The sequence below is a fragment of the Pseudomonas entomophila genome (genome assembly GCF_023277925.1).
Classification (GTDB): domain Bacteria; phylum Pseudomonadota; class Gammaproteobacteria; order Pseudomonadales; family Pseudomonadaceae; genus Aquipseudomonas; species Aquipseudomonas entomophila_D.
The window spans coordinates 905,357-919,091 of record NZ_CP063832.1; the positions used below are offsets into that span (position 1 = coordinate 905,357).

Consider the following 13,735-nt stretch of genomic DNA (forward strand, 5'->3'; position numbering starts at 1 on the left):
CCTACAGTGGCAGTTACCGGCCGCGTCGGCGGGAAACCCGTGCCTCGATATTCTTGCGGCCGATCAGCAACGGCGGCTTCTCCACCACGGGCTCATCAGCCAGCCACTTGTACATCACCAGGCAATCCACCAACCCATGCTCGGCATGGCGATAGGCCTTGGGCAGTCGCCCGACGGTCTCGAAGCCCAACGCATGCCACAGCGCCACGGCCACTTCGTTGGTGGCCACCACTGAATTGAACTGCAGGGCCAGGAAGCCTTCCTGGCGCGCCAGCTTCTGCGAGTGTTCGCACATCAGCCTGGCCACGCCACGGCCACGGGCCTGCTCGCAGACCATGTAGCCGCAGTTGCCCACGTGCGCGCCGGGGCCGGCGGCATTGGCCTTGAGAAAGTAGGAGCCGAGCAGTTCGCCGTCTTCCTCGGCGACCAGGGTGCGCAAGGGCAGTTCCAGCCACAGCTGACGGGCCCGGTCAATGTCGAGTCCGGGGTCAAAGGCGTAGGTCTGGCGTGCCTGGACGATGGCCTGGAAGGTGGGCCAGAAGCGCTCGAAGTCTTCCGGGGTCATGGGGCGAATGTGGATCATGGTGATACCTGCACGGGCTGGGCCGCCCAGTCTGGGTATCGCGGCGCCGTCGCGCAAGGGCGGCGACGCCGCGCGGGGTCAGGCGCCGGCCTTGCCGACGGCATCCAGCGCCCGTGCCGAGTAGACCAGCGCCGCGCCGGCGTTCATCGCCACGGCGACGCCGAGCGCTTCGGCGATTTCTTCGCGGGTGGCGCCGTGCTTGACCGCCTGCTGCGAATGCACGGCGATGCAGCCATCGCATCGGGTGGTTACAGCCACGGCCAAGGAGATCAGCTCGCGGGTCTTGGCGTCCAGGTGATTGGTCTTGGTGCCGGCGCCGCTGGCGGTCATGTAGCCGGCCACGGTGTCGGGGGAGAGTTGCTTGAGATCGCCGATGCCGGCCATCAACTGCTTACGGTAGGCGTCCCAGTCCATCATGCTCATCGTCTTCACCTTGTCAGGTTGGCAACAGGAGCTATCAGGCTAGTCGAAGTTGAGGTCCTTGGGGCTGCGTGGCAGCCCCAGGAGGCAATCAGATATAGATGAACACCAGTACCAGCGCCGCGACCACCGCCCACTTCTCCAGGTAGTAGCGGGTGCGGTTGCGCTTCTTCATCGCCTTGCCGCGCTCACGGATCTTGTAGATGCGGGTGAACAGGCGGTTGATGCCGCCGGTCTTGTCATTGGCGTCATTGGGCGCGGCGGCGGCGGCCATCACGTTGCGGCTGAACCAGCGGTTGAAGGCGCTCGCCCAACGGTACTTGAGCGGGCGCTCGACGTCGCAGAACAGGATGATGCGGTTGTGCTCGGTGGTGTTGGCGGCGTAGTGGATATAGGTTTCGTCGAACACCACGGCCTGGCCGTCACGCCACGAGTACTTCTCGCCGTCGACGTCGATGTAGCAGCCGTCATCGTTGGGTGTGTCCAGGCCCAGGTGGTAGCGGTACGAACCGGCATAGGGGTCGCGGTGGCGCACCAGCTTGGCGCCCGGTGGCAGGGTGGCGAACATCGCCGCCTTGACCGAGCCGATACCCTGCAGCAGCTCGGTGGTGCGTGGGCACAGGGTCATCGCCGATGGGTGGCTCTCGCCGTACCACTTCAGGTAGAAACGCTTCCAGCCGGTCTTGAAGAATGAGTTGAAACCGACATCGTCGTAGTTGTCGGACTTCTTGATCTCGCCCGCGTGCAACAGTTGCTGCGCCTCTTCGCGGATTTCCTGCCAGTGGTCCTGGAGCGTCTGCAGCTCGGGGAACGCCTCGACCGGCAGGTAGGGCTTGGCCGGATGTCTGGAGAACAGGTAGAGGAAGCTGTTGACCGGCGCCAGGAAGCTGGAGTGGTCGCCCAACTGGCGGGTCAGCTTGTGACGCACCCGACCGCGTAGGTGAACATAGGCGATCGAGAGGACGAAGATCAGTACGAGTGCGATTTTCATGGACGGTTACTTGTCTAAAAAATGGCCATGCGCCATGGCTTGAGCCCGCCAGCATAAACAATCGTGACCTGGGTTTGTACTTATTGTTACGACAATTCCGGGCGACTTAGGTGTAATGGCCTACAGGTTGCGTAAACGATTCAACTGGAGGTGGGCCGGTCATTTGTGCTGCGAGCCAGCACTTTGCAGGTGCCTGGCAAAGGTTCACCGGGGCTGCTGCGCGCCCCCGGCATTGGCAGAATTTGTACACTCGAACATCCCTCCGCGCCCAAGGAGTTTCATATGGTCCAGGATGCACGCCCCAGCGGCGCCCCGTTCAAGCGGCTGTTCTTCGCCCTGTCGGTGAACGATACCCAGCGCCGCGCCCTGGCCCAGTGGCGGCGCGAACTGAACCTGCGCAGCGGCAAACCGGTACTGGCGGATAACTTCCATGTCACCTTGCTGTTCCTTGGCGATGTGGATACTGCCCAGGTGCCGGCGATCTGCGCCGCGGTCGATCAGTTGCAGCACCCGCAGGCACCGCTGCACTTGCTGCTCGACCGCTTGCAGGTTTGGCCGCGCGCCAATGCCCTGGTGCTGGCGCCGCAGGACACGCCAATGCCCTTGCGGCAACTGGTGTATGGCTTGCACCAGGCGCTGCTGCCGCTAGGGGTGGAGGTCGCGAGCCGTGAGTACCGGCCACACCTGACCTTGTCCAGGGACTATCGTGGCCAACCACCGGAGGCCGGCACGGCACCGGAGTTCTTCCTCACGCCCCGACAGTTCACGCTGTACGAGTCGCGCAAGGGCCGCTACTGGCCACTGGCACAGTGGCCATTGCCGAAGTAAGGTCGTGCTCGGAACTGTGGCGTGTAGTTGACCGAGAGCATGAGGTTGCGTGGCTCGCCATAGGCTGTTGCTGCCGATCACCGGCTTGAGCGGCGCGCAAGCCTCACGCCGCCGCTTCGTGGTCTTCGAACAGTGCCTGGCCCAGTGCGTGAGCCGGCGCCAGGAAACTGGAGCCGGGCTCGATCTCACTGTCGGTGAACAGGGTCGAACTCAGGACCTTGGCACCGCAGTAGTCAAAAATGCCGTGCTCGATCTGCACGCGCATCGCCTCGCCATAGCCATGCCGGTCGAAGGTACCGGCGTCGGCGCCGGCCACGCCGACCAGGTGCGCGGTCCGGCCCTTGAGCAGCTTGTTGATCTTGCCTTCAGCGGTATAGGCGAACGCCCAGCCATGGCTGAACACCCGCTCGACCCAGCCCTTGAGCAGGGCGGGCAGCGACCACCAGTAGACCGGGTAGACCAGCACCAGGGTGTCGGCGCGGTCGATGCGCGCCTGTTCGGCCAGCACATCCGCAGGTGGTGCGGCCTGTAGGCGGTGGACGGCGTGGTCGGCCAGGCTAAAGCGCGGGTCGAAGCCTTCGCCAGCCAGGTCGGCTAGTTCGCTGGTGTGGCCGGCGGCGCGCAGGCCGGCGGCGATCTGCTCGGCGATGGCGTGGGTGAGGGAGTCGGGGTCATGGTGACCGATGACGATCAGGGCATGCATGGCGGGTTCTCCAGATGCAGGGTGCACGGATGGGGCGAGCGCTATATACTCGCAGTAAGTTACCCTTGGTAAGTTACTTTTGGTAGGTAAGCGATGTCAAGCGATGACAAACCAACGGCGCGCAAGCGCCTGTCCCGCGAGGAGCGTCGCCGCCAGTTGCTGGACATGGCCTGGCGGCTGGTGCGCGAGGAGGGGACTGATGCCTTGAGCCTGGGGCGCCTGGCCGAACAGGCCGGGGTTACCAAGCCAGTGGTGTACGACCATTTCGAAACCCGCACCGGGCTGCTGGTGGCGCTGTACCAGGAGTACGACGCGCGCCAGACCGCCATGCTCGACAGCGCCCTGGCGGGCTGCGCGGCCGATCTGCCGGGCAGGGCCTGGGTGATCGCCGAGGCGTATGTGGATTGCGTGATGAGCCAGGGCCGGGAGATTCCCGGCGTGAGCGCGGCGCTGGCCGGCTCGCCGGAACTGGAGGCGCTCAAGCGTATCTATGAAGGGCCGTTCCTCGCCAAGTGCCGGGAGGCGTTGCAGCCGTTCTCGGCCGGGGGCAGGATTGGCCAGGCCGGGATGCGGGCGCTGGTGGGGGCGGCGGAGGCGTTGTCCCAGGGCGCGGCGGCCGGTGAGCTGGGGGCGCGGGAAGCCAAGGAGGAATTGCAGGCGACCATTGTCGCGATGGTGGGCCGGCATTGATCTGGCCTGGCATCTGTAGGAGCCGGCTGGGCCGGCGAACACCGGCAAGGCCGGTGCCAGGCACTGTGCGCCTCGCGGGGGTGAGTCCATTTGATCGCAGGCGATCGAGCCTCACCAGTTGAACAGCTCCCGCCGCGCCCCCTCGGTGATCGCGATGATCCCGGGGTGCTTGACCTTCCTCTCCACCGAGATGGCATAGAACGACTCGTTCACCGCCTCGGTCTGGCCGATCAGGCGCACGCCATATTGCCGGCACACCTCCTCGGTGATCACGCTGGGGGCGACGAAGATCCCGCTGCCGGACTGCCCGAACGCCTGCATCAATGCGCTGTCATCGAACTCGCCGACGATCCGTGGCTGCACCTGCTGCTCGGCCAGCCAGCGCAGCAGTCGGCTGCGCACCACGGTTTCCTGGCCAGGGATCAGCAGCGGCGCGTCGTCCAGGCAGGCGGGGAAGGGCTTGTCGAGCAACTCGGCCAGGGCGTGGGTGGCGAAGAAGCTCAGGCCGCATTCGCCGAGCTTCTGGCTGTAGCCCTTGATGTCCAGGTGGCTGGGCATCGGGCTGTCGGAGATCACCAGGTCCAGGCGCTGGATCGCAAGGTCCGCGAGCAGGCGCTCGAACTTGTCCTCGCGGCAATTGATGCGCAGCACCTCGTCCAGCTCCATGGTCGGTGCCAGCAGGCGATAGACGATGGACTTGGGCACCACATCGGCTACCCCGACGCGGAACAGGATCTGTTCCTGCGGCCCGGACCGCAGCATGGCTTCCAGCTCGCCGCCGATCTGGAACATCTGCTCGGCGTAGACCAGGGTCTGGCGTCCTGTCTCGGTGAGCTCCAGTTGGCGGCCGACGCGCTGGAACAGTTCGAGGTTCCAGGTTTGCTCGAACAGGCTGATCTGGCCGCTGATGGTCTGCGGGGTGAGGTTCAGTTGCTCGCTGGCGCGGGCGATGCTGCCGGTCTTGGCCACGGCCCAGAAATAGTGGAGCTGGCGGTAGTTGAGCATGGCGCGTCCATATTCGTAAAAACCGAAGTATATACGCTGAAAATACGAATTTTCCGGATGTTTCAGTCTCTCTAGAATGCGACCCCATCAGGCGCATGACGCGCCGCATGCAATTCGACAAGCGAGGACTCCATGCTACAACTCAAATCCATTGGTACACCGCTGGTGCTGGCGCTGGCACTGTTCGCCATGTCCGGCTGCGACCAGGCCGAGAAGTCCGCCCAGCAGATGCTCGACCAGGCAGCGGAAACCGCCAAGCAGGCCATCGACAAGACCAACGACGCCGCCCAGGAGGCCCTGAGCGAGGCTATCGGCAGCGATGGCGATAAAGCCAAGGCCGAAGACGACAAGAAAGACACCCAGGACATCTGAGAGCAGGACTGACCAATGGAATATTTGCTGGAACTCGCCGCAAGCCCCACCGCCTGGGTTGCCCTCGCCACCCTGGTGGCCATGGAGGTCGTGCTCGGCATCGACAACCTGATCTTCATCTCCATCCTCACTAACAAGCTGCCTGAGCAATACCGTTCCAAGGCCCGCCGCATCGGTATCAGCATGGCCCTGGTCATGCGCCTGGCGCTGCTCAGCACCGTGGCCTGGATCGTCCAGCTGACGGAGCCTGTGATCGAGGTGTTCGGCCATACGTTCTCGTGGAAGGACATGATCCTCATCGCCGGTGGCCTGTTCCTGCTGTGGAAGGCGACCAAGGAAATCCACGAAAGCGTCGACCCCCATGGCGCCAAGGAAGAGGCCAAGGTCGGCAGCACCGTGACCATTGGCTTCACCGCGGCGATCTTCCAGATCCTGCTGCTGGACATCGTCTTCTCGATCGACAGCATCATCACCGCCGTGGGCATGACCGAGCACCTGCCGATCATGATCATCGCCGTGATCAGTGCCGTGATCGTGATGTTGGTGGCCGCCGACCCGCTGGCCAAGTTCATCAACGACAACCCGACGGTGGTGATGCTGGCCCTGGGCTTCCTGATCATGATCGGCATGACCCTGATCGCCGAAGGTTTCGGCGCCCATGTACCGAAGGGTTACGTGTACGCGGCCATGGCCTTCTCGACGGCTATCGAGATCCTCAACATCTTGGCGCGTCGGGCACGCTTGAAGCGTGAAGCGGCTGAAGGGTAACTGAACTGCAAGCGACGAGCTTCAGGTGAAAAGCAAGAGGGGGCCGCGGCTCCCTCTTGTCGTTCATGGCGTGTAGCTCGAAGCGGCTGTCAATGCGCCCCGGCATGGCGCCGGGCACGGCGCACAGGTTGCGGTTTGGCCAGGGGCTTGGGGGGCAGATGGTGAGGGTGGGCATGCCGCCGCACGATGCGCAGCACGCCCCAGAGCATGGCGGCCGCGACGCTCAGCCACATGCCGACCAGTATGAGGATTGCCATTGTCAGGCTCATGTGTGCCTCCTTCGTGCTGGCGAGCCGGGCTCGCCATCCGGACACAGCTTCAGTCTAGCGCGATGCCTGTGACGTTCCATTGACCGAAGGTCTAGTGCTTGGGCCATTTCGCTCCAAGCCCGTGCCGGGCTATACCCGCAGGCGCCCGACGCCTATGATCTGTGCCCAGGGCCGGGCGTCGCCTGCCTGGCATCGGAACAAGCGAGTGCCCATGTTGCAACATTTACCCAACTCCCGAGTCTTCGGCCCACGCCGCCTGCTGGCCGCCTGCCTGGTGGCCGTCGTGTTGTCCGGTTGCGCCAGTGCGCCGCCGGCATCGCTCAACAGCCTGCCGCAACGGGTCGAGATCAGTAGCGTGCCGTTCTACCGCGGCAATGCCAACCACAGTGGCTCGATGGCCTTGGCCGCGGTGCTGTCGCAGAAAGGCGCGCCGATCACCCCGGGGCTGCTGGACAAGTCGCTGGGCCTACCCAAGGCCGCTGATGCGCTGGACATCGGCATCCCACGGGTGGCCCGCGAGTACGGCATGGTCGTTTATCCCTTGGACAAGCGCATCGATGCCTTGCTGGCGCAGGTGGCCGCGGGCTATCCGGTGTTGCTGCGCTACCAGGAGGGTTCGGCCTGGTGGAGCGAGACGCGCTATGCGGTGTTGATCGGTTATGACCGTTACAAACAGCGCGTACTGCTGCGTTCGGGCATGCATCGACGCCAGCTGCTGAGCTTTGCTGACTTCGAGTCGGCGTGGGCGAAGGAGGGGCGTTGGGCGGTGCTGGTGCAATCGCCAAGGCAGTTGCCGGCTCAGGTGGATCGCCAGCGCTGGTTGCAGGCGGCCGATGAACTGGCCCGCGCCGGGCAGGAGATCGCGGCGAAGCAGGCGGTCGGCAGCCTGGGGCATTGAGGTTGAAATGATCGCGGGGCAAGCCCGCTCCCACGAGGTGCGTGGAAGCGGGCTTGCCCCGCGATGGCGTTACCTCAGAAGCCCAGGCGGTCGCGCAGGCTGTAGTACCAGGCACCGATGGCGCTGAACGGCACACGCAGCATCTGCCCACCCGGGAACGGGTAGTGCGGCAGGCCGGCGAACGCGTCGAAGCGTTCGGCCTGGCCGCGCAGGGCCTCGGCCAGCACCTTCCCCGCCAGGTGGGTGTAGGTCACGCCGTGGCCCGAGCAACCTTGCGAGTAATAGATGTTGTCGCCGATACGGCCGACCTGCGGCAGGCGCGACAGGGTCAGCAGGAAGTTGCCGGTCCAGGCGTAGTCGATCTTGACGTCCTTCAGTTGCGGGAAGGCCTTGAGCATCTTCGGACGGATGATCGCCTCGATGTTCGCCGGGTCGCGCGCGCCGTACACCACGCCACCGCCGAAGATCAGGCGCTTGTCGCCGGTCAGGCGGTAGTAGTCGAGCAGGTAGTTGCAGTCTTCGACGCAGTAGTCCTGTGGCAGCAGGGTGCGGGCCAGTTCTTCGCCCAGCGGCTCGGTGGTGATCACCTGGGTGCCGCAAGGCATGGACTTGGCGGCCAGCTCCGGCACCAGGTTGCCCAGGTAGGCGTTGCCGGCGACGATGATGAACTTGGCGCGGACCTTGCCTTGCGGGGTGTGCACCACCGGGTTGGCGCCACGCTCGATGCGCACGGCCGGGGTCTGCTCATAGATGATGCCGCCCAGCGACTCGACCGCGGCGGCTTCGCCCAGGGCCAGGTTCAGCGGGTGGATGTGGCCGCCGCTCATGTCGAGCATGCCGCCGACATAGCTGTCGCAAGCCACCACTTCACGGATGCGCTTCTGGTCCATCAGCTCGAGCTGAGTGTGGCCAAAACGTTCCCACAGGCGTTTCTGCGATTCCAGGTGGCCCATCTGTTTGCTGGTCAGCGCGGCGAACACGCCGCCGTCCTTCAGGTCGCACTGAATGTTGTACTTGGCCACGCGCTCACGGATGATGCGCCCGCCTTCGAAGGCCATCTGGCCAAGCAGTTGTGCCTGCTTGGGGCCGACGGTGCGTTCGATGACGTCGATGTCGCGGCTGTAGCTGTTGACGATCTGGCCGCCATTGCGGCCCGAGGCGCCGAAACCGACCTTGGCGGCCTCGACGATGCTCACCGTGAAGCCGTTCTCCAGCAGGAACAGGGCGCTGGACAGGCCGGTGTAGCCGGCACCGATGATGCACACATCGGTTTCCACCTCACCCTGCAGCGCCGGACGTGGCGGCACCGGGTTGGCCGAGGCGGCGTAGTAGGACTGGGGGTAGGGGGTGTTGGCCATGCTCGAGGAACCTCGTGTTTTATATTTTTAACGAATGTACCGATGCTATCAATAATAATAAACACCCGCTAGTCGTCCGGTGAAAATCCTTTACGGGTACATGCAACCTGGCCTTTCTATAAATATTTTAAGATTCAGTGAGTTAGCGTGAAAAAAACGGTTGACACCGGTTTTGGATCGCGTAGAATGCGCCCCACACGACAGGCACATAGCTCAGTTGGTTAGAGCACCACCTTGACATGGTGGGGGTCGTTGGTTCGAGTCCAATTGTGCCTACCAAATCAGAAGAGGGCGACCCGCAAGGGTCGCCCTTTTTGCATTCTGGCGTTCTCACGCACCCCGTGGGAGCGGCTTCAGCCGCGAAACCCGCCAAGCGGGTGCCAGCCGCCACGGTGCTTGCTTCGCGGTCGCAACAGGTCCCACAGAGGTGGCGTGAAGCTGTTTCGCAAAGTTTTTGATTTTTTTGAAAAAAACGCTTTACAGGTGTGCATTCGCTCACTAATATGCGCCCCACACGACAGGCACATAGCTCAGTTGGTTAGAGCACCACCTTGACATGGTGGGGGTCGTTGGTTCGAGTCCAATTGTGCCTACCAAATCAGAAGAGGGCGATCCGAAAGGATCGCCCTTTTTGCTTTCTGCGTTGTTGTTGCTGCGGACACACGCTGCAACCTTCCACCTTCGCCACCTCTCCCCGGCAACCCCCTCCCGCCATGCTAGAATCCGCCCCTTCGAATCTGGAGGTACAGGCGTGCGCAAACTGGCGGTGGTAATGGCGGTGTTGGCCCTGGCGGGCTGTAACAACGAGGTCGAGGGCGTGCACAAGCAGGTGGCCGAACACCTGCACAACCCCAAGACGGCCAAGTTCGCCAACGTGCGTTTCGACACGCAAGGCTCGATCTGCGGCCAGGTGCGTGGCAAGGACGATGCGGGGCAGTACGAACCCTACCGCAGCTACGTGGCGATCAAGCATGACGGCCAGTACGAGATCCTCATCGACGAGACCGGCAACAACCTGCGCATCCGCGAGGTTTGCGGTGGCGCCGACCTGCAGCGTCGCGCCGAGGCGCTGGCCGAGCAGCCGGCACCGGAAGGTTGGGATGTCGAGGTGATCCAGGGCCCGAACATGGGCGCCCTGACCGACATGACCGCGCGCCTGATCGAGAAGGGCATACCGTCCTGGGTCGAGTACCGCGACGGCAAGCCGGTGGTGCTGATGGGCCCGTTCCCGGCCAAGGCCGAGGCCGACGCGCGCAAGGCTGAGGTCATGGCCAAGCTCGGTACCGACTCGATCGTCATCCAGCACGGCGCCAAGCGCTGACCTTTATTGTGCTCAGCCAAGCATCGGGCGCAGGAAACTGCGCTCGTAGCTGAGGATGAAGCGCTGCTCCTCGGCCAGGGCGAAGGCGGCGATGCACTCAGGGTCGGTTTGCGACGCCTTGCGGTACTGTTCGTAGGTTGCAAGGCTTTCGAAGCTGAACAGTGCGTAGGCAATGTTGTTGGCGCCTTCGCTGGGCAGGAAGTAGCCGTGGTGCACACCGCCCATGCGGTTGACCAGGTCGATCCATAGCTTGCCGTAGGCTTCGAAGGCCGGGAGCTGGTACGGGTCGATGACGTACTTGAGGTGGCAGGTGATCATGGCGGGCATTCCTTTGAGTGGGCCGGGTGGCCCACCTTACAGGCAACGCCCCGCCGGGGCGAGGGCGCGAACACTTCTAGCGCGAGGTCTCCACGCGCAGTACCTCCGTGTAGATGGCGTCGACGGTCTGGCCGACTTTGAGGTTTTTCATGCGGGCCTGGAGCTCGGGTTTCTCGACCTTGACCACCTGCACCTTGCCCTCGGGCGGTAGCAGGGTTACCTCGTGAGTCTTCAGGTCGATCTTTTCGATTTTCGAGGTGACCCGCACCTGGCGGAACGCCTCGCCACCGGGGTGGGGGTTATCCTTGGTGGCGCGGAGGGTGCCGGACTCCTCACTGGCCTTCGGCGCGCCCCCCACCTCGGTGTCCAGCACATAGGCGATGGCCCGGGTCACATAAATGTCGACCTGGTCGCCGACCTTGAGGTTGGGCAGGGCCTTGGCCTTTTCGGTGAGCTGGAAGGTCACGTCCTTCTCATGGGGGCCCTTGACCGTTACCTGACGGTTGGCCAGGTCGATGGCGGTCACCTGGGTAGTGATGTGGCTTTCCAGGGCTTCGCTGGCGATGGGCAGTTCGGCGGCATGGGCGGTGAAACTGGCGGCGGACACCAGTGAAGCGAGCGCGATGGCACGAGCGAGGGAGCGGGTGGGTTTCATGGGCCTGTCTTCCTTGTGGTCGATACCGGTGGGTTTTTGCGAGGTGAAGCATAGCCACTGGCAGGCAGAACGGGAGCAACGGCCCAAATTCTGCTGTAGGAGCCAGCCTTGCTGGCGAACAGAGGCCGCACAGATTTCAGAACGGAGTGGGCTTCTTCGCCAGCAAGGCTGGCCCCTACAGGTGCATGTCTTCAAGCTCGCCCTTTGCCTGGGACACGTCGACCGCACCTGGCAAGCTGACGGCGTTCTTCGCCGCAAGCACTTCGGCCATCACGCTGACCGCGATCTCCGCCGGGGTCTTGCTGCCGATATAGATGCCAATGGGGCCGTGCAGGCGTTCGAGCGAGGCTTCGCTTTCCCCGAAATGCTCGATCAGCCGCTCGCGGCGCAGCTGGCTGTTGCGCCGCGAGCCGATGGCACCAATGTAGAAGGCCGGGCTGTGCAAGGCTTCGAGCAGGGCCAGGTCGTCAAGCTTGGGGTCGTGGCTGACGGCGATGATGCAGGTGCGCAGGTCGGACCTGAACTCACGTACCACGTCGTCCGGCATGCCCTTGAGGTGCTCCACGCCCGCGACCGACCAGGTGGCCATGTGCTCGGGGCGCGGGTCGCACACGGCCACCTTGAAACCGTTGAACAGCGCCATCGTCGCCAGGTATTCGGCCAGGGCGCCGGCGCCGATCAGCAGCATGCGGTAGCCGGGGCCGAGGGTAGTGATCATGTGTCGGCCGTCGAAGCTGAACTGTTCGGGCTTGGACGTGCATTCGAGATGGGTCGCGCCATCGGCCAATGCCAGGTGGCGGCGTATCAGGTTGCCGCTGTCGAGTTGATCGAGCAGCCGTTGCAGCGGCTCTGGCGTGGGACTGAACTCCAGGACCAGCTCCAGGGTGCCGCCACACGGCAAGCCAAAACGGTGGGCTTCATCGGCGCTGACGCCATAACGGACTACCTCGGGAACCCCTTCGGGTAATCCGTTACCGCCGTACGCCGTGGTGTAGCGGTGGATCAGGTCATCCTCGATGCAACCGCCGGATACGCTGCCGACCACCCGCCCATCATTGCGCAGGGCCATCATCGAACCGACCGGTCGGGGCGATGAGCCCCAGGTGCGGGCGACAGTGGCCAGCAGCACGCGGTGGCCGGCCTGGAGCCAGTGGTGGGTGGTGCGCAGGACCAGCAGGTCGATGCTTTCCATGGTGTCCTCCTTTGTCTGCAGGTCAGCGCATGTGCAGGATGATCGGGCTGCTGCTGGCCGGGTTGGTATGGCCACGCAGCTTGCCGACTGCCTGGGCATCCACCGCGCCACCCTGGTTGCCCCAGGTGGCGCGGGCAAAACTCAGTACCGCGGCGATCTCCTGGTCTGACAACTGTTCGCGAAATGCCGGCATGCGATAGGCGTCCGGCACGCCGGCCGCGACGATGCGCTGCGAACCATTGAGGGTGATGTTGATCGCCGAGGCGTTCTCCTTCGCCAGCATCGAGGTGGCGCCCGCCAGCGGCGGCATCCACTCGGCCTGGCCCTTGCCATCCAGGCCATGGCAGCTGGCGCAACGGGTCGTATAGGTATGAGCCCCCAGCGTGTCGAGGCCTGCGGACATCGTCTGGTACTGCCAGGGTGTGCCGTCACGTCGCGGGTCGCCGGGCAGTGACTTGAGGTAGCGGGCGATCGCAGCCAGGTCTTCATCGGTCATGAACTGCGTGGAGTTGTTGAACGCCTCGGTCATCGAGCCGTATACCACCGCATGCGGGTTGCGCCCGGTCTTGAGAAACTGCACGATCTGCGCTTCGCTCCAGCGCCCGAGCCCGGTGTTGTGATCCTGGCGCAAGCTGGGCGCGTACCAGCCATCGAGCAGGGCGCCGGCCAGGAACGGGGCGCCTGCTTCGTCCAGGGCCTTCTCGTTGAAGGCCAGGCCACGCGGCGTATGGCAGCTGCCACAGTGGCCAGGGCCCTGGACGATATAGGCGCCGCGATTCCACAGCGGGTCCTGTTCGGTTTTCCGTGCATAGGGCGTGGTCGGCGCGAACAGGCCGTTCCACAGGGCGATGGGCCAGCGCAGGTTCAACGGCCAGGGAATAGCAGCGGGGATGTTGGCCTCGGCGGCCGGTTGCACACCCTTCATGAAGAACGCATAGAGCGCGCGTATGTCATCGTCGCTGAGCTTGACGTATGAGGGGTAGGGCATGGCCGGATACAAACGTCGCCCACCCGGCGCGACACCATGGCGCACGGCGCGGTCGAAGTCGGCCAGGCTGTAGGCGCCGATGCCCTGCGTCGGGTCGGGGGTGATGTTGGTGGCATGGATCGCCCCCAGCGGTGTGGCCATCTCCAGCCCACCGGCGAAGGGCGCCTTGCCGGGCAGGCTGTGGCAGGCCACGCAATCGCTGAGGCGGGCGACGTATTCGCCACGGCTGACCAGTGCCGCATCGGCGCTGTCTTCAGGGGTGAACGGCGAGGCGGGCTCGCGGGTGACATACCAGGCCAGCAGGCCTGCCGCGACCAGGCACGGCAGGGCCAGCCAGCCGGCGGCTCTGGCGAATCGGCTATTGCTCATTGGGCGG

The 13,735-nt window shown here is 64.2% G+C and carries 17 protein-coding genes and 2 tRNA genes; 8 read left to right on the forward strand and 11 right to left on the reverse strand.

All coding sequences use genetic code 11. The features are described from left to right. Positions 1-13: 13 nt before the first annotated feature. From IM733_RS04045 to lpxO, 3 genes are all read right to left on the reverse strand, one after another. Entirely contained in the window at positions 14-583 is a 570-nt protein-coding gene (locus IM733_RS04045) for a GNAT family N-acetyltransferase (protein ID WP_248919653.1), read from the reverse strand. A gap of 78 nt (positions 584-661) precedes the next feature. Continuing rightward, positions 662-1,006, reverse strand: a complete 345-nt coding sequence (locus IM733_RS04050) for a carboxymuconolactone decarboxylase family protein (RefSeq protein WP_213660597.1) — start codon at positions 1,004-1,006, stop codon at positions 662-664. 88 nt (positions 1,007-1,094) lie between these two features. Then, positions 1,095-1,994 carry a lipid A hydroxylase LpxO gene (gene lpxO / locus IM733_RS04055; RefSeq protein ID WP_240063320.1) on the reverse strand — a complete coding sequence of 300 codons (900 nt, stop codon included), beginning with the start codon at positions 1,992-1,994 and terminating at the stop codon, positions 1,095-1,097. A gap of 282 nt (positions 1,995-2,276) precedes the next feature. On the opposite strand from lpxO, the gene thpR reads away from it, so the two are divergent. Further along, positions 2,277-2,822 (forward strand): RNA 2',3'-cyclic phosphodiesterase, encoded by a 546-nt coding sequence (gene thpR / locus IM733_RS04060; RefSeq protein ID WP_248919654.1) that lies wholly within the window; start codon positions 2,277-2,279, stop codon positions 2,820-2,822. Between the two features lie 103 nt (positions 2,823-2,925). On the opposite strand, the gene IM733_RS04065 is transcribed toward thpR, so the two are convergent. After that, positions 2,926-3,525 (reverse strand): NAD(P)H-dependent oxidoreductase, encoded by a 600-nt coding sequence (locus IM733_RS04065; RefSeq protein ID WP_248919655.1) that lies wholly within the window; start codon positions 3,523-3,525, stop codon positions 2,926-2,928. A 93-nt stretch (positions 3,526-3,618) separates the two neighbouring features. Between IM733_RS04065 and IM733_RS04070 the strand changes: the two genes are divergently transcribed. After that, on the forward strand, positions 3,619-4,215 hold the full coding sequence (locus tag IM733_RS04070) for a TetR/AcrR family transcriptional regulator (protein ID WP_248919656.1): 597 nt from the start codon (positions 3,619-3,621) through the stop codon (positions 4,213-4,215). 111 nt (positions 4,216-4,326) lie between these two features. On the opposite strand, the gene nhaR is transcribed toward IM733_RS04070, so the two are convergent. Next, positions 4,327-5,220, reverse strand: a complete 894-nt coding sequence (gene nhaR, locus IM733_RS04075) for a transcriptional activator NhaR (RefSeq protein WP_248919657.1) — start codon at positions 5,218-5,220, stop codon at positions 4,327-4,329. A 132-nt stretch (positions 5,221-5,352) separates the two neighbouring features. Here nhaR and IM733_RS04080 point away from each other — a divergent pair, with 132 nt between their 5' ends. Together IM733_RS04080 and IM733_RS04085 are read left to right on the forward strand one after the other, a co-directional pair. Next, a complete protein-coding gene (locus tag IM733_RS04080; protein WP_248919658.1) occupies positions 5,353-5,592 on the forward strand; it encodes a hypothetical protein in 240 nt (79 codons plus the stop codon). A 15-nt stretch (positions 5,593-5,607) separates the two neighbouring features. Then, positions 5,608-6,360, forward strand: a complete 753-nt coding sequence (locus tag IM733_RS04085) for a TerC family protein (protein WP_248919659.1) — start codon at positions 5,608-5,610, stop codon at positions 6,358-6,360. 89 nt (positions 6,361-6,449) lie between these two features. Here IM733_RS04085 and IM733_RS04090 read toward each other — a convergent pair whose 3' ends face one another. After that, entirely contained in the window at positions 6,450-6,629 is a 180-nt protein-coding gene (locus IM733_RS04090; protein ID WP_248919660.1) for a hypothetical protein, read from the reverse strand. A 154-nt stretch (positions 6,630-6,783) separates the two neighbouring features. Here IM733_RS04090 and IM733_RS04095 point away from each other — a divergent pair, with 154 nt between their 5' ends. Next, positions 6,784-7,527, forward strand: a complete 744-nt coding sequence (locus IM733_RS04095; protein ID WP_248919661.1) for a peptidase C39 family protein — start codon at positions 6,784-6,786, stop codon at positions 7,525-7,527. Between the two features lie 74 nt (positions 7,528-7,601). Here IM733_RS04095 and IM733_RS04100 read toward each other — a convergent pair whose 3' ends face one another. Beyond that, positions 7,602-8,885 carry an NAD(P)/FAD-dependent oxidoreductase gene (locus tag IM733_RS04100; protein WP_248919662.1) on the reverse strand — a complete coding sequence of 428 codons (1,284 nt, stop codon included), beginning with the start codon at positions 8,883-8,885 and terminating at the stop codon, positions 7,602-7,604. A 202-nt stretch (positions 8,886-9,087) separates the two neighbouring features. On the opposite strand from IM733_RS04100, the gene IM733_RS04105 reads away from it, so the two are divergent. The 3 genes from IM733_RS04105 (at position 9,088) to IM733_RS04115 (ending at position 10,206) form a co-directional block, all read left to right on the forward strand. Next, a tRNA-Val gene (locus IM733_RS04105) sits at positions 9,088-9,164 on the forward strand. Between the two features lie 240 nt (positions 9,165-9,404). Then, positions 9,405-9,481: transfer RNA gene (locus IM733_RS04110), tRNA-Val, on the forward strand. A 155-nt stretch (positions 9,482-9,636) separates the two neighbouring features. Then, positions 9,637-10,206 (forward strand): SPOR domain-containing protein, encoded by a 570-nt coding sequence (locus IM733_RS04115; protein ID WP_248919663.1) that lies wholly within the window; start codon positions 9,637-9,639, stop codon positions 10,204-10,206. Positions 10,207-10,218: 12 nt separating this feature from the next. Here the strand turns inward: IM733_RS04115 and IM733_RS04120 are convergent, their stop codons facing one another. The 4 genes from IM733_RS04120 to IM733_RS04135 all read right to left on the reverse strand — a co-directional run bounded on the left by IM733_RS04120 (position 10,219) and on the right by IM733_RS04135 (position 13,728). Then, on the reverse strand, positions 10,219-10,524 hold the full coding sequence (locus tag IM733_RS04120) for an NIPSNAP family protein (protein ID WP_248919664.1): 306 nt from the start codon (positions 10,522-10,524) through the stop codon (positions 10,219-10,221). 76 nt (positions 10,525-10,600) lie between these two features. Continuing rightward, positions 10,601-11,179, reverse strand: a complete 579-nt coding sequence (locus tag IM733_RS04125; RefSeq protein ID WP_248919665.1) for a hypothetical protein — start codon at positions 11,177-11,179, stop codon at positions 10,601-10,603. A 175-nt stretch (positions 11,180-11,354) separates the two neighbouring features. Continuing rightward, positions 11,355-12,371, reverse strand: coding sequence for an XdhC family protein (locus IM733_RS04130; RefSeq protein ID WP_248919666.1), 1,017 nt, complete (start codon positions 12,369-12,371; stop codon positions 11,355-11,357). Positions 12,372-12,393: 22 nt separating this feature from the next. Beyond that, complete coding sequence (locus IM733_RS04135) at positions 12,394-13,728, reverse strand: c-type cytochrome (protein ID WP_248919667.1); 1,335 nt, start codon at positions 13,726-13,728, stop codon at positions 12,394-12,396. Between the last annotated feature and the right edge of the window lie 7 nt (positions 13,729-13,735).